The organism is Sulfuriferula thiophila (assembly GCF_003864975.1).
GTDB classification, from domain to species: Bacteria; Pseudomonadota; Gammaproteobacteria; order Burkholderiales; family Sulfuriferulaceae; genus Sulfuriferula; species Sulfuriferula thiophila.
In genome coordinates this window covers 155423-177777 of sequence record NZ_BHGL01000033.1, presented here as the reverse complement: position 1 = coordinate 177777, position 22355 = coordinate 155423, and the positions used below count along the sequence as shown (strand labels likewise).

24 protein-coding genes are annotated in these 22355 nt (G+C 52.4%); 18 read left to right on the top strand and 6 right to left on the bottom strand.

All coding sequences use genetic code 11. The features are described 5' to 3' along the window. The first annotated feature begins 76 nt into the window (after positions 1 to 76). From EJE49_RS10655 to EJE49_RS10640, 4 genes are all read left to right on the top strand, one after another. The gene (locus EJE49_RS10655; RefSeq protein WP_124950614.1) at positions 77 to 1690 is read left to right on the top strand and encodes a diguanylate cyclase domain-containing protein; all 1614 of its coding nucleotides are present in this window, start codon (positions 77 to 79) and stop codon (positions 1688 to 1690) included. 140 nt (positions 1691 to 1830) lie between these two features. Beyond that, positions 1831 to 2448: a hypothetical protein gene (locus EJE49_RS10650; protein WP_124950611.1), complete on the top strand. Its 618-nt coding sequence runs from the start codon at positions 1831 to 1833 to the stop codon at positions 2446 to 2448. Next, positions 2445 to 2969 carry a TlpA family protein disulfide reductase gene (locus EJE49_RS10645; protein WP_124950609.1) on the top strand — a complete coding sequence of 175 codons (525 nt, stop codon included), beginning with the start codon at positions 2445 to 2447 and terminating at the stop codon, positions 2967 to 2969. Before EJE49_RS10650 ends, EJE49_RS10645 begins: the two co-directional genes overlap by 4 nt. Positions 2970 to 3010: 41 nt before the next feature. Next, on the top strand, positions 3011 to 3301 hold the full coding sequence (locus EJE49_RS10640; protein ID WP_124950607.1) for a hypothetical protein: 291 nt from the start codon (positions 3011 to 3013) through the stop codon (positions 3299 to 3301). Here the strand turns inward: EJE49_RS10640 and EJE49_RS10635 are convergent. Beyond that, the gene (locus tag EJE49_RS10635) at positions 3282 to 4115 is read right to left on the bottom strand and encodes a secretin N-terminal domain-containing protein (RefSeq protein ID WP_124950605.1); all 834 of its coding nucleotides are present in this window, start codon (positions 4113 to 4115) and stop codon (positions 3282 to 3284) included. The genes EJE49_RS10640 and EJE49_RS10635 overlap by 20 nt on opposite strands. Continuing rightward, on the bottom strand, positions 4112 to 5068 hold the full coding sequence (locus tag EJE49_RS10630) for an MBL fold metallo-hydrolase (RefSeq protein WP_223246921.1): 957 nt from the start codon (positions 5066 to 5068) through the stop codon (positions 4112 to 4114). Before EJE49_RS10630 ends, EJE49_RS10635 begins: the two co-directional genes overlap by 4 nt. Before the next feature lie 104 nt (positions 5069 to 5172). Here EJE49_RS10630 and EJE49_RS10625 point away from each other — a divergent pair, with 104 nt between their 5' ends. The 6 genes from EJE49_RS10625 to EJE49_RS10600 are packed head-to-tail and all read left to right on the top strand — an operon-like array spanning position 5173 to position 10652. Further along, positions 5173 to 5703, top strand: a complete 531-nt coding sequence (locus tag EJE49_RS10625) for a GyrI-like domain-containing protein (RefSeq protein ID WP_124950603.1) — start codon at positions 5173 to 5175, stop codon at positions 5701 to 5703. Between the two features lie 14 nt (positions 5704 to 5717). Continuing rightward, complete coding sequence (locus EJE49_RS10620; RefSeq protein ID WP_124950601.1) at positions 5718 to 6632, top strand: CobD/CbiB family protein; 915 nt, start codon at positions 5718 to 5720, stop codon at positions 6630 to 6632. An 8-nt stretch (positions 6633 to 6640) separates the two neighbouring features. After that, the gene (locus tag EJE49_RS10615; RefSeq protein ID WP_124950599.1) at positions 6641 to 7870 is read left to right on the top strand and encodes a spore maturation protein; all 1230 of its coding nucleotides are present in this window, start codon (positions 6641 to 6643) and stop codon (positions 7868 to 7870) included. Positions 7871 to 7875: 5 nt separating this feature from the next. Further along, positions 7876 to 9360 carry an exopolyphosphatase gene (gene ppx / locus EJE49_RS10610; protein ID WP_124950597.1) on the top strand — a complete coding sequence of 495 codons (1485 nt, stop codon included), beginning with the start codon at positions 7876 to 7878 and terminating at the stop codon, positions 9358 to 9360. A gap of 51 nt (positions 9361 to 9411) precedes the next feature. Then, positions 9412 to 10089, top strand: coding sequence for a cytochrome b/b6 domain-containing protein (locus EJE49_RS10605; RefSeq protein ID WP_124950595.1), 678 nt, complete (start codon positions 9412 to 9414; stop codon positions 10087 to 10089). A gap of 5 nt (positions 10090 to 10094) precedes the next feature. Continuing rightward, positions 10095 to 10652, top strand: coding sequence for a YaeQ family protein (locus tag EJE49_RS10600; RefSeq protein WP_124950593.1), 558 nt, complete (start codon positions 10095 to 10097; stop codon positions 10650 to 10652). 6 nt (positions 10653 to 10658) lie between these two features. Here EJE49_RS10600 and EJE49_RS10595 read toward each other — a convergent pair whose 3' ends face one another. Both EJE49_RS10595 and EJE49_RS10590 read right to left on the bottom strand, forming a co-directional pair. After that, positions 10659 to 10889 carry a hypothetical protein gene (locus tag EJE49_RS10595; protein ID WP_124950591.1) on the bottom strand — a complete coding sequence of 77 codons (231 nt, stop codon included), beginning with the start codon at positions 10887 to 10889 and terminating at the stop codon, positions 10659 to 10661. Positions 10890 to 10898: 9 nt separating this feature from the next. Next, positions 10899 to 11360, bottom strand: a complete 462-nt coding sequence (locus EJE49_RS10590; RefSeq protein ID WP_124950589.1) for a c-type cytochrome — start codon at positions 11358 to 11360, stop codon at positions 10899 to 10901. A gap of 178 nt (positions 11361 to 11538) precedes the next feature. On the opposite strand from EJE49_RS10590, the gene EJE49_RS10585 reads away from it, so the two are divergent. From EJE49_RS10585 to aspS, 4 genes are all read left to right on the top strand, one after another. Continuing rightward, positions 11539 to 13500, top strand: coding sequence for a site-specific recombinase (locus EJE49_RS10585; RefSeq protein WP_124950587.1), 1962 nt, complete (start codon positions 11539 to 11541; stop codon positions 13498 to 13500). Positions 13501 to 13577: 77 nt separating this feature from the next. After that, a complete protein-coding gene (locus tag EJE49_RS10580; protein ID WP_124950585.1) occupies positions 13578 to 13823 on the top strand; it encodes an FmdB family zinc ribbon protein in 246 nt (81 codons plus the stop codon). Positions 13824 to 13845: 22 nt separating this feature from the next. After that, positions 13846 to 14457: a DUF502 domain-containing protein gene (locus tag EJE49_RS10575; RefSeq protein ID WP_124950583.1), complete on the top strand. Its 612-nt coding sequence runs from the start codon at positions 13846 to 13848 to the stop codon at positions 14455 to 14457. A gap of 26 nt (positions 14458 to 14483) precedes the next feature. After that, on the top strand, positions 14484 to 16268 hold the full coding sequence (gene aspS, locus EJE49_RS10570; protein WP_124950581.1) for an aspartate--tRNA ligase: 1785 nt from the start codon (positions 14484 to 14486) through the stop codon (positions 16266 to 16268). An 80-nt stretch (positions 16269 to 16348) separates the two neighbouring features. Here the strand turns inward: aspS and EJE49_RS10565 are convergent, their stop codons facing one another. Further along, positions 16349 to 16678, bottom strand: a complete 330-nt coding sequence (locus EJE49_RS10565; protein WP_124950579.1) for an ArsR/SmtB family transcription factor — start codon at positions 16676 to 16678, stop codon at positions 16349 to 16351. Between the two features lie 130 nt (positions 16679 to 16808). Between EJE49_RS10565 and gpmI the strand changes: the two genes are divergently transcribed. From gpmI to EJE49_RS10545, 4 genes are read left to right on the top strand one after another with little or no spacing between them, the layout of a single operon-like run. Next, the gene (gpmI, locus tag EJE49_RS10560; RefSeq protein WP_124950577.1) at positions 16809 to 18344 is read left to right on the top strand and encodes a 2,3-bisphosphoglycerate-independent phosphoglycerate mutase; all 1536 of its coding nucleotides are present in this window, start codon (positions 16809 to 16811) and stop codon (positions 18342 to 18344) included. Further along, a complete protein-coding gene (locus tag EJE49_RS10555) occupies positions 18341 to 19582 on the top strand; it encodes a murein hydrolase activator EnvC family protein (protein WP_124950575.1) in 1242 nt (413 codons plus the stop codon). The genes gpmI and EJE49_RS10555 overlap by 4 nt, the downstream gene beginning before the upstream one ends. Before the next feature lie 18 nt (positions 19583 to 19600). Next, the gene (locus EJE49_RS10550) at positions 19601 to 21013 is read left to right on the top strand and encodes a S41 family peptidase (RefSeq protein WP_124950573.1); all 1413 of its coding nucleotides are present in this window, start codon (positions 19601 to 19603) and stop codon (positions 21011 to 21013) included. Positions 21014 to 21017: 4 nt separating this feature from the next. Next, positions 21018 to 21773 carry a HesA/MoeB/ThiF family protein gene (locus tag EJE49_RS10545; RefSeq protein ID WP_124950571.1) on the top strand — a complete coding sequence of 252 codons (756 nt, stop codon included), beginning with the start codon at positions 21018 to 21020 and terminating at the stop codon, positions 21771 to 21773. On the opposite strand, the gene slmA is transcribed toward EJE49_RS10545, so the two are convergent. Next, on the bottom strand, positions 21770 to 22342 hold the full coding sequence (slmA, locus tag EJE49_RS10540; RefSeq protein WP_223246920.1) for a nucleoid occlusion factor SlmA: 573 nt from the start codon (positions 22340 to 22342) through the stop codon (positions 21770 to 21772). The genes EJE49_RS10545 and slmA overlap by 4 nt on opposite strands. Positions 22343 to 22355 lie beyond the last annotated feature (13 nt).

Below are 22355 nucleotides of genomic sequence, written 5' to 3'. Positions count from 1 at the left end.
GAGATCAACTTGATGATGCAGCGATAGCGCTATTTAGCGGGCCGAATCTGGATGGGCATTTCACCAAGGATGCATCATGAAACGCAAATGCTCTGAAATAGCATGCTGGACACTGGCAATCATGCTGGGACTGTTCTTCATCACAGTGCTGCTTGTTTCTGGACAAAATCAGCGGGGCTGGGTAAACATCCCTCTGCATGCCGTTATCGAAACCGCGGGGGTCTTTGCTGCCTGGATGCTTGCTGCACTTTTATCCGCATTACATAGCAACAACACGTTTAATTACCGCATTACCACTGCCATGGGGCTCTCTGCGATGGGGGTGCTTGATCTGTTCCATGCAGCAATCGCCCCCGGAAGCACATTCATCTGGCTACATGGTTTTGCCATGCTTTTTGGTGGACTGCTGTTTATGGGTGTTTATCTGTCAAGACTGCGCTTTGGTAAAAATATGCAATTTGTGCTGCCAATCATATCCGGCACTACTGCTGCCATAACTGGCTTATTGCTGATCCGTTTCACCGGGTTTTTACCGAACGCGTTTAAGAACGATCAGTTTGCGCCTGAAATTTTGCTGGTAAATGTGCTCGGGGGGAGCATGTTTCTAATCGCAGCGCGACGCTTTTACGGTCACTACAAGGATAACCGGACACCTGAAGCATTGTTATTCACATTAATGAGCTTTATGTTCGGAATTGCCGGCCTGGCTTTCCCTTACTCAAGCATATGGAATGCGACGTGGTGGATTTGGCATTTATTGCGCCTCGCCGCCTATAGTCTGTCCCTAGGCTATGCGGCTTATGTTTTTCTGGAAACGTTTAAACACCTGAGAAATAGCGAGACCATGCTCAAAACTGTATTAGGCAGTCTGGATAGCGGCATTATTACCGTTAATGCACAAGGCGAGATCCTGAACTGCAATCCAGCCGTTGAACGCATGTTTGGTTATTCCGCCTCCAGCCTGACAGGCAGCCATGCCATGCAATTAGTTAGACAGTCGCAAGACTGCTCGCTAGGCCTACGCGCAGATGGCTCAAGCTTTCCTGTAGACATAGACATTAGCGACATAACACAAGACGGTAATCCGTTATTCATACTGCAGATTATCGATATTACCGAACGCAGCAAGAAGGAACAGCAACTCCATTATCAGGCCGAGCACGATGCGCTTACCCAGCTACCTAACCGGTTATTGCTGATCGACAGGTTAACGCAAAGCATTGCCCAGGCCCATCGTCACGGAAAAATGTTTGCGGTGATGTTTATCGATCTGGACAATTTCAAACCAATCAACGACGAATATGGCCACCATGCGGGCGACACCATACTCAAACAAGTCGCCAGCCAGTTGAAACAATGTATCCGCGAAGGTGATACCGCAGCACGGCTAGGGGGAGATGAATTTGTACTGATTATCCTGGATATCAGCAGCGTAAGCGATTGTGAGAAAGTTGCAGCCAAAATTCTGCACGACATTTCCGGGGAGTTTGAACTGGAAGGGAAACCCCGGCAGATTAGCTGCAGTATCGGCATCAGCCTGTACCCGCAACATGGCCATGATGCTGCCACACTGGTGATCCAGGCGGATAAGGCAATGTACCTGGCAAAAATGAATGGCCGAAACAACTATCGCCTCTACAATGCACCCGAAAAAACCATAAATACGCCCTCCATCATTGAAGCAGCCTGAGCAATACACACAGGCAGGATTCAAACAGCCACAGTAGAGAAGTGTTGGACTACGCAGATTCATTTGTATAATGGGCAAATTCGTCATCAGCATTTCGGTATGGATGACATAAATCAATCACGCGCCTGACCCCATTGATTATGAACCTGACCACCCTGCGACATACTCACCTTTCCCGCAAAATCGAACACTGGCCGCGCTACACAGCGATTACCGGCATGGCGCTCTGTTGCAACTTGTTGTCGGTTCCGGCTGCCTGGGCCGCCGAGCGCAACACATATCAGAACAACGGCATCACTTTCTCGATTTCAGTGCGTACACCGGATCAGATCCGTGCTTTTTATACTGGCCGGGGATTTCCAGAGGCAGCGATACGTGAACTGGAATCCAGATGCCTGCTGACCGTTGGCATACAGAATAACCGTCAGGACATCGCCTGGCTGGAACCATCAAACTGGCAGCTGATAACAGAGCATGGTGCCAGGGTAGCACGCGTTAGCCGTGATGAATTGGCTGCACGCTGGGAAGCGCTGCACATACCATTAGCGAGCCGCGCCACCTTTGGCTGGACACAATTACCGGAAAGCCGGGACCTTTACCCCGGTGAAACAGCTGGCGGCAATATCGTCGTGGTACCGCCGGGGGAAGCTTTCACCGTTACGGTGCGCTTTGCCACAGGCACAGATAAGCAAGGCACCCCTGTCACACTGCAAAGCAGCCCATTAACATGCACTGACCTGCCGGAGGCACAGAAATGAAAACATACCAGAACTGGACATTATTATTGATCAGCTGGCTCTTGCCGGTGACACTCTGGGCTCAGGACAGCGCACGCCCCGCAGGACTGGTAACGCTGGATGGCCGCGCCGCGCCTGCTTTGGTGCTATCCAACATGGATGGCCGGAGTACGAATCTGCAAGCACTGCGAGGCAAATGGGTACTGGTGCATTTCTGGGCTTCATGGTGCGGCCCCTGCCGGCGTGAGATGCCCACATTGCAAGCCTTGCAACACAAGCTGAAAGGGTCGCGCATTGCCTTGGTACTGGTGAATACAGCAGAAAGTGATGATGAAGTGTTTAGCTTCATGCCTACCGTCGCACCGGAACTGAACACGCTGATGGACAGAGACGGCCTGACGACAGAACGCTGGCAGCCACGGGGATTACCCTCCACGTTCATTGTCGATCCCACCGGACATCTGCGTTATCTGGCATTAGGGGGGCGCGACTGGGCATCGGCTGAATACTTCGCATTTCTGCAATCTCTGCCCTCACACTAACGCGCATGACGTAACCAGAATTCAGATAAAGAAACAACAATATGACTTATATTGAACTGCTTAACGCGCTGCAACATCGTACCCAGTTTCAGCTAACCCCCATCCCTGCAGATGATTTCTTAGCGGAAGTCGTCAGCATGATCTACAACTGGTGTGCACTCAGCAGCCCCCATTCAGCGGTAGAGCGAGCTGCGGTGGTCAATGCATTAGGGCCGTTGCGGCGGCGTTTTATGGCGGGTGAAGGTGCGGCACAGGATTTTCTGCGATTAAATCAGATTATTGAAGCCATCGATGCCGCATTTGATGATGCGGTTACTCCGCCTCGACCTTGAGCCAGATACTGCGTCGCGTGCTACTGGTTTGATTATTACCACCGAATAACTGGCGATTCTGCCCGCTTGCAGTGCTATCCGCACCGCCAATCTGCACCCACTCGCCGAGCCGGGTTTGCACGGTGGTGTACAGGCGCTGCACTGCTTGTGCGCCATACATGCCCTGCATAGGCGTATTCTGCTGCGGGCTGATGTCAATACTGACACGACCGCCTATCAACCGGGGCGTCGCGTAAAACCCGGAGGCCAGATCCTGATACACCGTCGATTCGCTAATCACAGCGCCGGTCGGACTAAGATACACACTGCGCAACGGGATAGGCACCGACACCCCGGCGCTGATATAGGCACTGCCGCCATCCATCACCCGCACCATCTGATCTGCTGCATCCTGACTACGGCGCTGGCTATCTTCCACATTGATATGCACTGAGGTGGATGGCGACACTTTCGGGCGCGACGCACTACCGGGCTGACTGATCTGCACGCCGTTACCCAGCGCCACCGTGCCACTTGCGCCAATACCGCGCTGCAGGCTGTCTTGCGCCATATTCTGGCGTACGTAAATCACCAGCTGGCGCGGCGCGGTGTCTATCCTGGCCAGCACTTTCCTGATCTCGGCACGATTGCGATCCGAGGCACGCAATATCAGCTGATCGTTCATACCAGTCAGCGTCGCGCCCGGTTCCAGCAACGGCTGCAAGACCGGCAATACCTCCTCGACACTGCGGTTTTGCAGCTGTATCACTTCCAGCTCACCCGCCCAGCCCTGTAAAGCCAGGCACGTCAGCACAATCAAACCAATACGTTTCATTGCGCGAGTGACTCTTTTTCCATCAACAAATAGGTGTTGTAGGCATTTGGACGATTAGCCTGTTCAAATGCCGGCAATTTGGCATACTTGCTCCAGTCGGTATGCGCATAGGCCTCATCGAACGGCACCAGATCTGCCACAGCCTGGCCCATGGTTTTGCGCAAAAACGTCAGGTAATCACGGGTAAATTTCAAATCCGCCTGGGGTTTTACCGAAGCTGCACCATGCCCGGCCACCATCACCCGCGGCTTGAGCGCAACCAGCTTTTGCAAATCTGCCAGCCAGGCTTTGCTGTCAGCATCGCCGACAAACGGTACCCGCCCGCGGAACACCAGATCACCGGTATAAAGCACGCCATCTTCCTTGACCAGCATCGCCATATCTTCCGCTGAGTGGGCAGGGCCAACAAAACGCAACTGAAAATGCAGGCCGCCCATTTCAAAATCGGTATCACCATCCAGCCATTTGTCAGCCGGTAACAGCCTGGTATTTTCATCCACCCATGGGAACAAAGTCTCGCGACGTTGCGCCAGACGCTCTGCCGCAGCGTCGGAATCCACCGCACCCTGGCCGTTCTTATGCGCCCAGGACTCGGCACCCAGTTCCTTGAACACCTGCAGGCCATAGTAATGGTCCGCATGAAAATGACTGATGATCACCCGTTTGATAGGTAACGGTGTAATTTTGCGTATCTGTTTAACCAGCTCGGCAGCCAGCGATGGCGTACCCAGCGTATCGAATACCAGTACCGAATCTTTGGTCACCACGAATCCTGCGTTCGACATATAGCCCTGATTTTCCGAAGAAGCCGCACCGGCCATGCCTTGCACATAGTAGCTATGCTTGCCCACCTTAATCGGCACCATAGGCACACTCACGGCCGCATATTCAGCCGCCTGCACCCAGCCAGACCAGAAAACACACATTACTACGAATAATTTTGCCAACATCATCAACCTCCGTTTATTGTTTGTTTTGACATTGTAACCGCGACAAGCCTTACCTTGGTATGGTATCTTCCCACCGTATTAATTTGCTTATTTACCGGGAATTTACCTTGATCAAGAAAAACTGGCTGGCGTTTGTTTTTGCATTTGTATTACCCATACTACTGACATTCTGGTGGTGGGGTGGTTTTAATCACGCCAATGTGCAAGAAGTGCAAAGCGAGCCATTGCACTACGCCTATACTGAATATTATGGTGATTACGGCAATCTGTCCGATGTCCAGCAAAAGGTGTTTGCCGCATTACGCGCTCAGAAGGTGGAACCAGGCAAGTCGATTACCATCCTCTATGCCGACCCGCGCACCACCAAAAAACATGACCAGCACGCACGCATCGGTTACCTGGTAGCGCCCACCGCCCAGGTCAAGGAACCGATCAAGACCGATGACCTGCCTGCCCGGCAGGTACTGCGCGCCGAGGTACAGGCCAGTATGTTACTGGCTCCGGGCATGGCCTATCAAGGCCTGCATGATTACCTGAAACCCAAGGGTAAAGATATACAAATGCCATCGGTAGAAATCTACACCGCTGGTTCCACCATTAATCAAATGGGTGTGTTGACAGTGGATACCCCTAACTAATACAGGTTGAGGCGATGACATTTTTTGCCATACTAGCCGCTCTCTTACTGGAACACTTCCGGCCACTGGCACAACCATGGTCAGCTAAACTCACGCGCCCGCTGCAGCATCTGGCCCACCATTTCAATGCCGGCACAACCCAGCATGGCATTATCGCCTGGTCAGTTGCCATCCTGCCGCCAGTGATTATCGTCAGCCTGATCTATTTCACGCTGGCTTCCATCAGCTTATGGCTGGCCTGGTTCTGGAACATCGCCGTGCTTTATTTAAGCATACGCTTTAAAACCTGCACCCTTGCTGCCGCATCCGTCAATCGCGCTCTTGCCGAAAACGATGTACCCCGTGCACAAGGTTTATACGCACAATGGCGCGGTAGCGACAATGTGCCGGCGACAACCGATGCCCTGTTACGTTCGGGCATGGAGTCGCTGTTCAGCGATGCGCTGCGCCATTTATTTGGCGTGATTTTCTGGTTTGTCCTGCTCGCGCCACTAGGCCCGGTCGGCGCTGTGCTGTATCGCTTAACCAACATCATCGCCGAACAATGGCACATCGCCACACTCGGCGAATTTGCTCACTTTGCACAACGCATGTTACATATTCTGGATTGGCTGCCGACGCGCATAACCGCATTAAGCTTTGCCATTGCCGGTAATTTTGAAGACGCCCTGTATTGCTGGCGCAGCCAGGCGGCAGACTGGGCTGATCACAATCAGGGCGTGCTGCTCGCCAGCGCAGCGGGTGCCTTGGGGATAAAATTAGGCATGCCGCTTAAACTGGTGCAAGGTGAGACCTGGCGACCAGAACTGGGGCTGGGTGATGAAGTGGATAGCAGCTACATCAATAGCGCCATCAGCCTTAACTGGCGCGCACTTACCATCTGGCTGCTGTTATTGCTACTGATGGCACTCGCCAAACAGGCCGGCTAACGCCAAGCATGCTGAATTTTATCTGGGTCAGTTTTTTCCTTATTGCTTTTGGCTTTGCCAGCTATAACTGGCTGGTACTCGGCCACGCTGACAGCTACAGCCTGATCATGCAGGCGACCTTCGGCGCGGCCAAATCTGCGTTCGAGATTGCGCTTGGTCTGGTGGGTATTATGGCTTTGTGGCTGGGTATCATGCGTATCGGCGAACGCGCCGGTTTCCTGCAAGGCCTGACCTGGCTGATGAACCCGCTGTTCCGCCGCCTGTTTCCTGACGTACCGGCCAATCATCCCGCGCTCGGCGCCATCACCATGAACATGGCTGCCAACATGCTGGGACTGGATAATGCCGCCACGCCTATCGGCATCAAGGCCATGCAGGAACTGCAAACACTCAATCCCGACAAAACCACTGCCTCCAACGCACAGATACTGTTTCTGGTTATCAACGCCTCATCGGTCACGCTACTGCCTGTTACCATCTTCACCTATCGCGCCCAGGCCGGTGCGCATGACCCAACGGATGTCTTTATCCCCATCCTCATCGCCACTTACTGCTCGACCATGGCGGGCTTGCTGGCCACCGCATTTTTTCAGCGCATCAATTTACTGGATAAAGTAGTGCTGAGTTATCTGGCAGCCATTAGCGCTCTGGTATTCGGGCTGGTTGCCTATTTTGCGCAATTACCTGCCAGCGAAATGGTGCGACAATCAGGGCTGGTCAGCAATTTCCTGCTGTTCGGGCTGATTACCGCCTTCATCGGCGCAGCGGCCATTAAAAAAATTAACGCCTACGAGGCTTTTATCGAAGGCGCAAAAGAAGGTTTTCACACCGCCATCACCATCATTCCCTATCTTGTCGCCATGCTGGTCGCGATTGCTGTGTTTCGGGCCAGCGGTGCGTTAGACCTGGCCATGAACGGCATACGTCATATTGTCATCCTGCTCGGCTGGGACACCCGTTTTGTCGATGCATTGCCTACCGCATTAATGAAACCGCTCTCCGGCAGCGGCTCGCGTGCCATGATGATAGACACCATGCACACCTTTGGCGCCGACTCATTCGCCGGTCGACTCGCTGCCGTGATCCAGGGCAGCACGGAAACCACATTTTATGTCCTCGCCGTGTATTTTGGCGCAGTCGGTATCCAGCGCGTACGCCATGCAGTCACCTGCGGCCTGATCGCTGATCTGGGCGGTCTGATCGCCGCTATCGCCGTGACTTACTTCTTTTTCGGCTAATTGTTATGAATGAATACACCACACTCGCAGCTGTGGATCTCGGTTCCAACAGTTTTAAACTCCAGGTCGCCCGTGTTGTCGACGACCAGATCTATCCGCTGGATACCCTCAAGGAACCGGTACGTCTGACTGCCGGGATCGGTGACGATAAAAAACTGGATCGTGCTTCACAGGAACGTGGTCTGGCCTGCCTCAACCGCTTTAGCGAACGCCTGCGTGGCTTGCCGCAGGGCGCAGTGCGCTGTGTCGGCACCAGCGCACTGCGCGTCGCGGAAAACAGCGCAGAATTTCTGCAGCAGGCTGAGGCCATACTGGGCTATCCGATAGAAATCATTGCCGGTCGTGAAGAAGCACGGCTGGTCTATATCGGTGTTGCCCACAGCCTGCCCGCAGCCGAACACCCACGCCTTATCATCGACATCGGTGGCGGCTCCACCGAGTGCGTCATCGGTGAAGGCATGACCCCGCAATTGATGGAAAGCCTGCATCTGGGTTGCGTCAGCTTTACCCAGCGATTTTTTGCAGACGGGCAAATCAACAAAACCAATCTGGCCCAAGCCATCCTGGTGGCGCGTGCCGAAGCACAGACCATCGCCACCAGCTATGCCGGCAAATGGCAGGAAGCCGTTGGCTCCAGCGGCACAGCACGGGTCATCAGCGACGTACTGGTGCTGAATGGCTGGGCTGACCAGGGCATCACCCGTGAAGGTCTCGAACTCTTGCGCGAACACATGATCATGATCGGCAACCAGGGCAAGCTCGACCTGCCCGGCATGAAAGCCGACCGCAAACCGGTATTCGCAGGCGGCGTTGCAGTCATGAGCGGGATTTTTGCCGAATTTGGCATTGAAAAAATGACCATTACCGACGGCGCATTGCGGGAAGGGGTACTGTACGATTTGCTCGGGCGCTTCCATCATCGCGACATGCGTGCTGCCACGGTGAGTCAATTCATGCGCCGCTATCATGTGGATCACAAACAGGCGCGGCGTGTCGCTGACATTGCTACCCAGCTATTCAAACAGATCGAACACGAGCTTTCCGCCGCGCATGAACTCAAACCCTACCTGCTGTGGGCTGCGCAATTGCACGAGATAGGCATTTCCATCGCCCACTCCGGCTATCACAAACATGGCGCCTACATCCTGGCACATGCCGACATGCCCGGATTTTCGCAAAAAGATCAGGCGCGCATCGCCTTGCTGGTGCGCACTCAGCGCGGCGGACTGGATAAGCTCGGCGACACCACCCAGATTCCGGCCACACTGCAGCCTATGGTATTTATCCTGCGCCTTGCCGTACTGTTCTGTCGTAGCCGCAGCCCCATTGATCTGGGGCAATTCACCCTGTCATTCGGGCCGAACGCTGCACAACTGCAACTGAGCGAAGACTGGCTGGCTGCCAACCCGCTGACCACCACTGCATTGTCTGATGAAAGCCGCGCCTGGAAACAAGTCGGTTATAAATTCACTATCAATGCAGTCAGCTGACTTTGTTGCATTATAATTACACATCTTGCTTATTCAGGTTATCGCTTACCCATGAACACCATTAATCAATCCATCAAAGTATGGGATTTACCTGTACGCTTATTTCACTGGAGTCTGGTAATCTGTTTTGCCGTTTCCTGGGCAAGCGTCGAACTGTTCGATGACGCAATGCAAGTTCACCTGTATGCCGGCTATGTCATGCTTACGCTGGTACTGTTCCGCGTAGTGTGGGGATTTTCTGGCAGTGGCACTGCGCGTTTTACCCAGTTCGTCACCGGACTGCGACCTACCCTTGCTTACGCCACGACCCTGCTGAAACCACGTCCCAGCCATTACCTGGGCCATAACCCGCTGGGTGGCTGGGCAGTCATTACCATGCTCGCACTGCTGGCATTTCAGGCCTTGACTGGTTTATTTTCTTACAATGATGAATTGTTGATCGGTGGGCCGCTGGTACATTGGGTGGGACAGGACATAAGCAGCACCATCAGTGAAATTCATGGTGCCGCATTTAATGTGCTGTTGACCATAGTCGGGCTCCATATTGCCGCTGTGCTGTTTTACCGGTTTTTCAAACACAACAACCTGATCGTCACCATGATCACCGGTTATAAATCCCTGCCCAATACTGTTCCTAGCGCGAACCTGCACTTTGTCAGCAACTGGCGCGCCCTGGCCATACTGGTCGTGATCGCCACCGGTGTTGCGGCGCTGGTCATCTACAGTTAACCCTCATGGCACTTAAATCCACCATTTTCAAAGCCGAGCTGCAAATTGCCAACATGGATCAGCATTATTACCAGGATCACACGCTGACCATTGCCCGCCACCCCTCGGAAACCGACGACCGGATGATGGTGCGCTTACTGGCTTTTGCACTGCATGCCAACGACGCACTGAACTTTGCCAACGGCATCAGCAACGATGACGAACCCGATCTGTGGCACAAGGATTTAACCGGAGCGATAGAAACCTGGATCGATGTAGGGCTGCCGGATGAGAAAATGGTACGCAAGGCCTGTGGCCGCGCCAACCACGTGTATATCTACAATTATGGCGGGCGCACTGCCGATATGTGGTGGGATCAGGCGAGCAGCAAACTGGGGAAGATCAACAATCTGGGCGTGTACAACATCCCGGTAGAAACCAGCCGCGCTATGGCCAAGCTGGCTGAACGCAATATGCAGTTGACCTTTACCCTGCAGGAAGGCCAGATTTGGCTGGCCAGTCAGAGCGATGCTGTTGAAATCCCATTGATTACCGTAAAAAATCCGGCCGACAAAAACTATTGAACGGAATTATTGCGCCAACTGCTTAAGCAACTGGCTGACCTCACCATGCTGGTCTGCTGGCGGCTTGTCTTCAAACTGATCAACGATAGCCGATACTGCCAGCGACACGACCGTCGCCAGCACGAAGATCAGTGTATTCCTGGTCATGCCGTGATTGATGCCCTGCTCATCCAGATAACGCCTGATCCAGAACGCAGCGGCAAAGAAGGCAAGGGTAGACAGGACAAAATCGAGCACCCAGGGTTCCTAATGGGGGATGCCGCGGAACTGTTGATGGCAAGCCTTACAACTATCTTCTACAGCGCCGAAGTCATGACGTATCACATCCAGATCACCCGTTTTGGCTGAGTCCGCCAGCTTCGTCGTTGCAGCGATAAATTTCTGTTGCGCCTGTTTGAATTCCACGGGTTTGCCCCATACATCCGGTTTGGCACGCGTAGGCGAATAATTACTGTCCGGCGTGAAATATTGCCAGGGTTGTGTACTGAGCGTTTGCAGTGCAACGGCATGCTTCAGCAACTCTGCCTTGTCATACGGGTCGCGTCCACGCACCATCAATCCCATAGGTTCAAAAGTACGCAGTATTTCCTTGAATACCAGCTTGCGCTTGGTGACAGGCTGCCCTTGATGGGTATCAACTTCACTGTGCCCACAAGATGCTAATGCCAAACAGGTAAGCAACAATAATGGCAGTCGTATCCTAGTCATCTTTTTCCTTCACAAATTAAAATATCACAGCTTGATAATGCCATTGCCCAACTGACACCATGCTGACCAGCATTCATCACGAAAGCCTCAACGCTGCTTGCAATTGGTTAACCAGCAATAGCCGGTGTTACAATCAATTGCCTCATCTTCTCCAAGTCTTTCGATTGGTAATTATCTCATGGATTACACCCCTGAATTCCTAGAACGTGCACTTAAACGCATGGCCAGTGAGCCTGCCGATACAGACGGCGCTCTAATCTGGCGTTTATTTTTCCTGCTCAGACCACGTCGCAGCGGGGATATTGACGTTGCCACATGTCATCTTGCCGACTTATTGGGCCTAATTGAGCGTCATCCAGATTACGCAGACGGTTTACGTGAACATTTACTGGGTTTGCTTGGCCACAAACAGATCGGTGAATTACTGATGTCTGCCGGCATCCTGCCCACTCATAGTTTTGCCAATGAACTGTCACGCCGTATTCGTTACAAACTATTACCGGCATTACCCCAGCCAGATTCGTTACGCGACTGGCTGGACAATGCACTCACTGCTAACGACAGCGACTGGATCAGAGGCGTGGATGCTGATTTATGGCGGCGCCTGCTCATTGCGCTCAAATGCACTCCCGACCATCCCGCCATTGCCGGTTTAGACATGGAGTATCGCGAAGCCATCAATGGCCTGTCGCACCGTGTTGCAGCGGGTGGCCTGGAGCCGGAATTATTACGCATCAATCCGGAATTACACCAGCACGCATCGCCATTTCTTGCCCAGCATGAAGAAATCGCACAGCAGATACTTAACCCCGACATCACGCCAGACATAGCGCATGCTCAGGTGCTTATTGCCCAGTGTCATGAAGTGCTGGCGCGTATTGAACGCCATACTGCGCAACAAGGCACCAGCATAGAACTCACCCATTTGCGCGTACGCTTGCAACAACAACTGAACCGGCTGGACTTGCTGTTACGCATACTCAACGCAGCCGGGCTGACCAAGCTCGATCTGATTATCAAACTATTTATCAGCATCAGCCGCAGTACAGGCGAACGCTACAGCGTACGTAGGTTGTTACGCAGCACGACCCAGCAACTTGCGTACCAGATTACGCAACATGCCGGACATACGGGCGAGCACTACGTCGCTGAAAACCGATCCGCGTTATTTGCCATGTTCCGTGCCGCATCCGGTGCCGGGGTGATCATCGCAGGCATGGCCATGCTTAAAATCCTGATTGCTCAGACACATTTCCTGCCGTTACAGGAAGCTGCGCTGGTCAGCCTCAACTATGCTTTCGGCTTCGTGCTGATATACATGCTGGGACTGACCATCGCCACCAAACAGCCTGCCATGACCGCAAGCTGGATGGCACAAACGCTATCGCAATTACGCTCGGAAACACGCCAGTTTCAAGCACTGCAAACCTTTATCAGTCAGGTTTTCCTTAGTCAGTTAATGGCGATATTAGGCAATCTGATTTTTGCATTTATCACCGCCCTTACGTTGATCAGCGTGGCGGGCTATTTCTGGCACTGGCAACCGATTTCGCCCGCCAAAGCGCTCAGCTTGCTTGACGAGGTTTCGCTCAGCACACCCATGAATTGGCTATACGCGGCAATTGCCGCTGTGGGTTTATTTCTATCCGGCGTGGTCAGCGGTTATTACGACAATAAAAACATTTACGAAAGAATCCCGCAGCGCCTGGCTTTGCTAAGCTGGCCGGCACGCATACTGGGGGGACGATTCTGGCGCGCGATTACACGTTATATTGAAAACCATCTGGGTTCACTCGCCGGTAATTTCTTTTTTGGTCTGTATCTGGGTCTGGTAGCCGCCTTCGGCCATCTTTCCGGGTTACCGCTCGACATTCGCCATATTGCGTTTGGCGCAGCCAATTTCGCTTATGCCTTATTTGCCCTGAGCTGGAAAGTCACCTGGCTAAAAATCCTGCTGGGCGGATTAGGTGTGCTGGCAATTGGCTTCATTAACCTCACCGTGAGTTTCTCCCTGGCATTTTATCTGGCATTGCGCGCATCACGCATGTCGCACCGCGATGCACGGCGCTGGCTGATACGCGCGGTAACAGACATGCTGGCCGCCCCCTGGCGCTTCGTCATCCGGCTATTTCGCTCTTGATATTCAATGAAATGGCCTAAAATTAGCATAGCTTAATGTACAATATCGTTATATTCTTTTTTTCAGGAGTGTTCACTATGGCAATTTATGCATATAAATGCGCTGCCTGCGGTTTTGAGCAGGATGTGATGCAAAAAATGGCCGATGCTGAGTTAAGCGTCTGCCCACAATGCAGCAAAGACAGTTTCAGCAAACAGATCACCGCTGCCGGCTTTCAGCTCAAGGGTAACGGCTATTATGTGACTGACTTTAAAAACGGCAGCCAAAGCAAGCCGGAAGCCGCGCCCGCCTGTGGCACTGGCGCCTGCCCAGCCTGCGTTTGAACCACATGCAAACTGAGTGCCCATGAAACGTTACTTCATTACCGGCCTGTTAATCTGGGTGCCGCTAGGCATTACCATCTGGGCACTCAATCTGATCATCTCCACACTGGATCAGAGCTTATTACTATTGCCTATGCATTGGCGACCGGAGGCCTGGCTAGGAGTTAAAATCCCTGGATTAGGCGTCATTCTGACCTTTGCAGTCATTTTGCTCAGCGGCCTGGTTACCGCAAACATGCTGGGGCAGCGTCTGCTTAAATTCTGGGAATCGCTGTTATCACGCATCCCTGTCGTCAAGTCAATTTACTATAGCGTCAAGCAAGTCTCCGACTCCCTGTTTTCCGGCAATGGCGACGCTTTTCGCAAAGTGCTGCTGGTACGCTATCCACACCCGCAAGCATGGTCGATTGCATTTCAGACCAACCTGCCCGGTGAAGTTGAACAGCATCTGGATGACGAGCATGTTGCTGTATTCATCCCGACAACACCCAGCCCGGTAAATGGCTTTTATTTTTTCGTCAAACGCAGTGAAATCATAGAACTCGATATCAGCGTCGATTCCGCGTTAAAATACATTGTTTCCATGGGCGTGGTCAGTTCACCTGAAAAACCCGTCATTCCCGCTAATTTTTAATACTTATTATTACTCCTCATACCAACATGCGTACTCATTATTGCGGCACGGTTAATCGTGCTCATCTAGATCAAACTATTACAATCACTGGCTGGGCACATCGTCGCCGCGATCACGGCGGAGTTATTTTCATCGACCTGCGCGACCGTGAAGGCTTGATCCAGGTTGTATGCGACCCCGACCGTGCTGACACATTCAAAATCGCTGAAGAAATCCGCAGCGAATTTGTTCTCAAAATTACCGGTCTGGTTCGTGCACGGCCGGAAGGCACCGTCAACAGCAATCTGGCGACGGGCGAAATCGAAGTTCTGGCACTGGATATTGAGGTGCTCAATGCTTCCGCCACTCCGCCGTTCCAGCTGGACGATGAAAACCTGTCGGAAAACGTACGCCTGACCCACCGTTATCTGGATCTGCGCCGCCCGGTCATGCAAGCCAATATGCGCCTGCGTTACCGCGTGTCCAAAACCTTGCGTGATTATCTGGATACGCATGGTTTCATGGAAATCGAAACCCCGATGCTGACCCGTTCCACCCCGGAAGGCGCGCGTGACTATCTGGTGCCATCACGGGTACACGCTGGCCAGTTCTACGCTTTGCCACAATCTCCACAACTGTTCAAACAGTTGTTGATGGTATCCGGCTTCGATCGCTACTTCCAGATTACCAAATGTTTCCGCGACGAAGATTTGCGCGCTGATCGCCAGCCCGAATTCACTCAGGTCGATATCGAAACCTCGTTTATGTCCGAAGAGCAGATCATGGATCTGGTCGAAGACATGATCCGCAAGATGTTCAAACAGGTCATGGATGTGGAACTGCCAACACCATTCCCGCGCATGCCTTATTCCGAAGCTATGAACCGCTACGGTTCCGACAAGCCGGATATGCGCGTCTCGCTGGAAATCATCGAGCTTACCGACTTGATGAAAACAGTTGATTTCAAGGTATTCCGTGGCGCAGCCGACATGGATGGCGGGCGCGTTGCAGCGATGAACGTCCCTGGCGGCGCCAGCCTGTCGCGCAAGGAAATCGACGACTACACCGATTTCGTCAAGATTTATGGCGCCAAGGGTCTGGCCTACATCAAGGTCAACGACGCCAGCCAGGTAACTGAGCCAGGCTTGCAGTCTCCTATTGTTAAATTCCTGCCGGAAGCAGCGTTAGCAGAGATTATCAAACGTACCGGCGCACAGAATGGCGACCTGATTTTCTTTGGCGCGGACAAAGCCAAAATCGTCAACGACGCCCTGGGTGCCTTGCGTACCAAAGTCGGTCACGCCCATGGCCATGCCGTCAAGGAATGGCGTCCATTGTGGGTTGTGGACTTCCCGATGTTCGAATACAACGAAGATGAAAAGCGCTGGGATGCGCTGCACCACCCCTTCACTGCACCTAAAATCGGCCATGAAACCCTGCTCCAAACCAATCCTGGCGCCGCGCTGTCACGTGCCTACGATATGGTGCTGAATGGCTGGGAAGTTGGTGGTGGCTCAGTGCGTATCCATCAGCAACACATCCAGGATATCGTGTTCCGCGCCTTGGGTATCAGCGAAGAGCAGGCACGCGAGAAATTCGGTTTCCTGCTGGATGCATTGCAGTTTGGCGCACCACCGCATGGCGGCCTGGCATTCGGTCTGGATCGACTGGTCGCGCTGATGGCGGGTGCAGAGTCCATCCGCGATGTGATTGCCTTTCCTAAAACGCAGCGCGCCAATGATCTGATGACGCAAGCCCCGAACAACGTCGATGAAAAGCAGTTGCGTGAACTGCATATCCGCTTACGCAATCTGGAAGTCAACAAAGCTTAGTATCACGCAGCCATAAAAAAACCCAGGTTCTACCTGGGTTTTTTTAAGCGTTTAGTTCACGCTTACCATCCATATTAAACTCAGGTAAATCCGCAGAAAACATCCCGCATCAAGCTGATCAGGCGCAGAGTACGTGTATCACCTACGCGATAATAAACCCGATTAGCATCTTTACGGGTGCGCAACACACCTTTATCGCGCAAAATGGCCAGATGCTGGGAGATATTACTCTGTGAAGTACCTACATTATCAACTATGTCTTGCACACTAACTTCTCTATCCCCCAATACACATAAAATTTTCAGCCGTAGCGGATGCGACATGGCTTTCATAGCACGCGAGGCTTGCTCGATATGCTCGTCTTTGTCGATCAAATCAACATGTTCAAGATTGAGGGTGGGTTCTGACATCGCTAACCAGGATAATTACATGACAATATTATTATAATGCATCACAGCCTAAAATATACTAAAATCACCGCGACAACCAAGAATATAATCCAACAGTAAATTCGCGCACAGCACACAGAAAGATACCTCCGTGACCCCAGTATTATTGATCATTCTTGATGGTTTCGGTTGCCGCAAATGCAACACCGACAACGCCATTGCTCAAGCCAACAAACCCAACTGGGACAAATACTGGAAACACTATCCGCACACACTGATTCAGGCTTCTGAATCAGCGGTCGGACTACCTTCCGGACAGATGGGCAATTCCGAGGTCGGGCACCTGAACATTGGCGCCGGTCGCGTGGTGTACCAAGAGTTCACCCGAATCGATCTGGCCATCAAGGGCACCTCATTTTTCGCCAACCCGGCACTCAAACATACGATAGAAGTCGCCAAACAGAATGATCGCGCACTGCACATTCTGGGTTTGCTATCGGATGGCGGGGTGCATAGCCACGAGCGCCATATTCATGCCATGCTGGCCATGGCAGCTAATGAAGGGCTGAAGAAAGTTTATCTGCATATATTCCTGGATGGGCGCGACACGGCACCAAAAAGCGCAGAGCTGTTCATCGCCAATCTGCAGGCCAAAATCGATGAACTGCAAACCGGGCAGATCGCCTCCATGATCGGCCGCTACTATGCCATGGACAGAGATAGCCGCTGGCAGCGTGTCAGAGCCGCCTATGACCTCATCACTCAGGGTAAAGCCGAATTCACTGCTCCGGATGCCATGACCGGGCTTGAAATGGCTTACGCTCGCGGCGAATCCGATGAGTTCGTGAAAGCAACCAGCATTGTACCTCCCGGCGCCAAGCCGATACGCGTAGAAGATGGCGACAGCATGGTATTCATGAATTTCCGCTCAGATCGCGCACGGCAAATTTCACGCACCTTCATTGAACCGGATTTCAACGAGTTTGAACGTGAATACCAACCCAAGCTCGCGGATTTCTGCACACTGACGGGATACAGCGACGAGTTTAACGTCTCTGTCGCGTTCCCGCCGGAACGTATCCGTAACGGTTTTGGTGAGTACATCTCGCAACTCGGATTAAAACAGTTGCGTATTGCCGAAACCGAAAAATATCCGCACGTCACCTTCTTCTTCAATGGCGGTGAAGAGACCGTATACGAGGGCGAAGAACGGATTATGGTGCCATCACCGGATGTTGCCACCTACGACATGAAACCGGAAATGAGTGCATTCGAGCTCACCGACAAACTGGTAGAAGCGATAGAACGTCATCAGTTTGACGCCATCATTTGCAACTACGCCAATGCCGACATGGTTGGCCATACCGGCAATCTCGAAGCCGCAATCAAAGCCATCGAAGCGCTCGATATTTGCCTGGGAAGAGCTGTACCTGCGATGCTGGCAGCCGGTGGTGAAGTTCTGATCACCGCAGATCACGGCAACGCCGAGCTCATGCTTGATGAAACCACTCTGCAAGCTTACACCGCGCATACGACCAATCTGGTACCGCTGCTGTATATTGGCCAACGCCAGGCCAGCCTTGCCGACACAGGTGCTTTGGAGGACATCAGCCCGACCATGCTCAACATTATGGGAGTGGTGCAACCTGCCAACATGACAGGCAAGTCACTGATTAATTTCGAGTGAATCCACGCTCTTTCATAGCCGCTATCGCATTCGCCTCGCAGCTATTCTCTGCGAATGCGATAGCTGCACAAAACGAATCCGAATTAGCTGCAATACGTTCCAAAATCGAACAGTTACGACAGCAGAATCATGCTGCCGAAACCAACCGCGACCGCGCCGCTGATGCACTCCAGAAGTCCGAACGTGCTATCAGCGATGCCAACCGTGCACTATTTGAGCTTGATCAGCAACGTAATGAAACCGAGCTGGCTTTATCCGAATTGCACAGCCAGAGTCAAACAGCGCACAAAGCCATAGAACGGCAACAAAATGAATTAATGGCGCTGATACGCCAGCAGTATTTCTCCGGCCAGTCAGACACGGCCAAGTTATTAATGAATGGGGAAAACCCCAATCAAATCACACGCAACCTTACCTACTTCAGCTATATCAGCAAAGCACGCAATCAGCTAATCAGCGAATTGCAGCATAATCTCAACCAGCTTGATCAACTCGCCGTATCGCAGCAACAGCAACAAACACGCCTTGACCAAATTCGCCAGCAACACCAGCAACAGAAACAGACCTTGCAGGCGCAGCGCCAGATCAAACAGCAAGTGGTAAAACAGCTTGGTTCAGAAATTCAGCAACAACGCCAACAAATTGCCACGCTTGAACAGGACGAAAAGCGCATTACCAAATTGATGCAGGATATCGCCAGAGCAATCGCCAAAAGAAAAGCCAAGGAAGAGGCTGCCGCAGCACTCCGCGCTAAAAAGGAAGCCTCGACTCGTGCCACAGCCAAGCCAGTCAAGCCAACCAATACCACAAGACCGCCTGCGCAACCGGTCACGCCTGACAGCGGACTGGGAAAACTCAAAGGCCACCTGATTCTGCCTACACGTGGGGAACTAATCCACCGCTTCGGCACTCCACGTGAACAGGGCGGTACATTATGGAAAGGCTTATTCATCAAGGCACCTGCCGGTCAACCTGTGCATAGCATTGCCGGCGGTGAAGTGGTATTTGCTGATTGGTTGCGCGGCTTTGGCAACCTGATAATTATCGACCACGGCGGTGGTTATATGAGCCTGTACAGCAATAATGAAACCCTGTATAAACAAGTAGGCAGCAGTGTCAAAGCGGGTGATACCATCGCCAGCGTAGGTAACACCGGCGGTAATAATGAGACGGGTTTATATTTCGAATTACGCTACCAGAGTCAGGCATTTGACCCTAGCAACTGGATAGCGCGGTAAACAACAAGGATGCCAGTAATGGGTAACAAACTACAAAAATTTGGCTTAGTCGGATCCGGTATCGTTATCGGCGTAGCGCTTTCGCTTAACCTTCCTGCCATAGCAGACCGCGAAGCCGCCCAGCCACTCCCGCTCGATGAACTGCGTGCATTCACTGAAGTATTCGGCAAAATAAAAAGTGATTATGTTGAGCCTGTCGAAGACAAAAAGCTCATTAACCAGGCCATCAATGGCATGCTGTCCGGGCTGGATCCACATTCCGCCTACATGGATGCGGATGCATTTAAAGACCTGCAAGTAGGCACGCAGGGTGAATTCGGCGGACTGGGCATTGAAGTCGGCATGGAAGACGGCTTTGTGAAAGTGGTCTCGCCTATCGAAGATACCCCAGCGCAAAAAGCCGGGCTGAAGAGCGGCGACCTGATTATCAAACTCGACGACACCCCGGTCAAAGGCATGACCATTAACGATGCAGTTAAACGCATGCGTGGCAAACCTAACACCCCAATCACCCTTACCATTGCACGTAAAGGCGCGAACAAACCCTTTACTGTCACCCTGATTCGCGCCATTATCAAAGTCAAGAGCGTGAAATACAAACTGGTCGAACCCAATTTCGGCTATATTCGCATCACCCAGTTCCAGGAGCATACTGGCGAGAATCTGGTACAAGCTATCGATGCACTGCAAAAAGATAACAAAGGCCCGCTAAAAGGCATGGTGCTGGACTTGCGCAATGATCCGGGCGGCCTGCTCAATGGTGCAGTAGGCGTTTCTGCAGCCTTCCTTAAGCCTGACAGCCTCGTTGTATATACCGACGGTCGTGCGGAAGATTCCAAAATGAAACTCACCGCATCGCCTGATTTCTATCTGCGTGGCAATCAGCCTGATTATATTAAAGATCTGCCTGCATGGGTCAAAACCATGCCGATGGTCGTGCTGGTGAACAGCGGCTCCGCTTCTGCATCAGAAATCGTTGCAGGCGCACTGCAAGACCATAAGCGCGCCATCATTCTTGGCACTCAATCCTTCGGCAAAGGTTCAGTGCAAACGGTCTTGCCTCTAGGCAACGGCACCGGCATCAAACTAACCACAGCACGTTATTTCACGCCTAACGGTCGTTCAATTCAGAACAAAGGCATTACACCCGACATCATCGTGGAAGAAGGTAAAGTAGTAGGAAATGAAGCTGAAGATGGCTTTGGTGTACGTGAATCTGATTTGGAAAACCATCTCAGCAACCCGAACGCACCTGACAATCAAACCGACGCCAAACCACCGAAAATTATCGGACCGGACAGGCCAGCCAAATCGGACAAACCGAAAAAACTGGAACCAGGTGAAATCGTCTCCAAAGATGACTTCCAGCTCAATCAGGCGTTGAGCTTGTTAAAAGGTATTAACATACTTAACAAATCTGCTGAAAAGTAAGCGCATGAACGATGCTGAACTGCTGCGTTACAGTCGCCATGTATTGCTTAACGACATTGGCATAGCAGGACAGCAAGCCATCCTCGACGCCCGCATCCTGATCATCGGTGCGGGCGGGCTTGGCTCCCCTGTCGCTCTGTATCTGGCGGCAAGTGGCGTGGGCAATCTGACCATCTGCGACGATGACCATGTGGATAGCAGCAACCTGCAACGGCAAATCATACATCGCAACGATGCTATCGGCCAGAACAAAGCCACCTCAGCCGCTGCCACGCTTGCCGCACTCAATCCCCTGATACGTATCAACACCATTACCCAACGACTGACCGGTGACGCGCTGAATCAGGCAATCGCCACGCATGACGTCATTATTGATGCCAGCGACAACTTCGCCACGCGCCACGCTATTAACCGTGCCTGTGTGCAATTTCAAAAGCCTCTGGTGTCGGGTGCTGCGGTACGCTTTGATGGTCAAGTCAGTGTGTTTGATTTACGCCAGGCTGATAGCCCATGCTATCACTGCCTGTACCCGGAAGGCACAGAGGCCGATGAAGTCAGATGTGCAGAAAACGGTGTATTTTCGCCCTTGGTAGGCATCATCGGCGCGACTCAGGCAGCCGAAGCGCTCAAACTGATCAGCGGCGCAGGCACCACACTGAATGGCCGCTTACTACTGCTGGATGCGCTGGACATGCAATGGCGCAGCATTAAACTCAAACGAGATCCAGCATGTGCTGTCTGTGCAGCCGGCAGGAATTAAATCCCTTTTCGCAGCAGAGCCCACTGCATAGCAAAATCCGCAGTAGGCGTACGTTTGAAACCGCTCTTGGCGAACTGCTGCCAACGCCCAACGACCACACACAGCAACAGGTTGGCCGCAGTTGCCGAATCGGCCTGTGTATCACCTTGCGTAGCCGCAATCCGTAAACTTTGTCTCAACGTAGCTTCAATACGGTCATGCAACTGATTAATACGGGCCTGGAGTCGGTCATTCTCATTTACCAGCGCATCACCCACCAGCACACGGGTCATGCCGGGATTTCTCTCGGCGAAACCAAGCAGCACGGAAACGATCGCTTCCAGTTGTGCCATGCCACTTTCTTCGCTGGAGGTAATCTTGTTAATCAGGCCGAATACGGATTGCTCGATAAACTCGATCAAGCCCTCGAACATCTGCGCCTTACTGGCAAAATGCCTATACAGCGCCGCTTCAGAAACCTGTAACCGTGCTGCCAAGGCTGCCGTGGTGATTTTCTCTGCTGCCGGCATTTGCAACATTTCTGCCAATGTTTGCAGAATTTGTAATTTTCTCTCTCCCGGTACTGACACTGCTAACCCCTTT

Excerpts from the sequence above, each read along its gene's own strand:
- EJE49_RS10655 (WP_124950614.1), top strand. The coding sequence starts at position 77 with ATGAAACGCAAATGCTCTGAAATAGCATGCTGGACACTGGCAATCATG.
- EJE49_RS10575 (WP_124950583.1), top strand. The coding sequence starts at position 13,846 with ATGAAACGTTACTTCATTACCGGCCTGTTAATCTGGGTGCCGCTAGGC.
- EJE49_RS10600 (WP_124950593.1), top strand. The coding sequence starts at position 10,095 with ATGGCACTTAAATCCACCATTTTCAAAGCCGAGCTGCAAATTGCCAAC.
- EJE49_RS10635 (WP_124950605.1), bottom strand. The coding sequence starts at position 4,115 with ATGAAACGTATTGGTTTGATTGTGCTGACGTGCCTGGCTTTACAGGGC.
- EJE49_RS10640 (WP_124950607.1), top strand. The coding sequence starts at position 3,011 with ATGACTTATATTGAACTGCTTAACGCGCTGCAACATCGTACCCAGTTT.
- EJE49_RS10590 (WP_124950589.1), bottom strand. The coding sequence starts at position 11,360 with ATGACTAGGATACGACTGCCATTATTGTTGCTTACCTGTTTGGCATTA.
- EJE49_RS10585 (WP_124950587.1), top strand. The coding sequence starts at position 11,539 with ATGGATTACACCCCTGAATTCCTAGAACGTGCACTTAAACGCATGGCC.
- EJE49_RS10545 (WP_124950571.1), top strand. The coding sequence starts at position 21,018 with ATGAACGATGCTGAACTGCTGCGTTACAGTCGCCATGTATTGCTTAAC.
- aspS (WP_124950581.1), top strand. The coding sequence starts at position 14,484 with ATGCGTACTCATTATTGCGGCACGGTTAATCGTGCTCATCTAGATCAA.
- EJE49_RS10620 (WP_124950601.1), top strand. The coding sequence starts at position 5,718 with ATGACATTTTTTGCCATACTAGCCGCTCTCTTACTGGAACACTTCCGG.
- ppx (WP_124950597.1), top strand. The coding sequence starts at position 7,876 with ATGAATGAATACACCACACTCGCAGCTGTGGATCTCGGTTCCAACAGT.
- EJE49_RS10645 (WP_124950609.1), top strand. The coding sequence starts at position 2,445 with ATGAAAACATACCAGAACTGGACATTATTATTGATCAGCTGGCTCTTG.
- EJE49_RS10550 (WP_124950573.1), top strand. The coding sequence starts at position 19,601 with ATGGGTAACAAACTACAAAAATTTGGCTTAGTCGGATCCGGTATCGTT.
- EJE49_RS10605 (WP_124950595.1), top strand. The coding sequence starts at position 9,412 with ATGAACACCATTAATCAATCCATCAAAGTATGGGATTTACCTGTACGC.
- EJE49_RS10580 (WP_124950585.1), top strand. The coding sequence starts at position 13,578 with ATGGCAATTTATGCATATAAATGCGCTGCCTGCGGTTTTGAGCAGGAT.
- EJE49_RS10615 (WP_124950599.1), top strand. The coding sequence starts at position 6,641 with ATGCTGAATTTTATCTGGGTCAGTTTTTTCCTTATTGCTTTTGGCTTT.
- EJE49_RS10650 (WP_124950611.1), top strand. The coding sequence starts at position 1,831 with ATGAACCTGACCACCCTGCGACATACTCACCTTTCCCGCAAAATCGAA.
- EJE49_RS10630 (WP_223246921.1), bottom strand. The coding sequence starts at position 5,068 with ATGATGTTGGCAAAATTATTCGTAGTAATGTGTGTTTTCTGGTCTGGC.
- EJE49_RS10565 (WP_124950579.1), bottom strand. The coding sequence starts at position 16,678 with ATGTCAGAACCCACCCTCAATCTTGAACATGTTGATTTGATCGACAAA.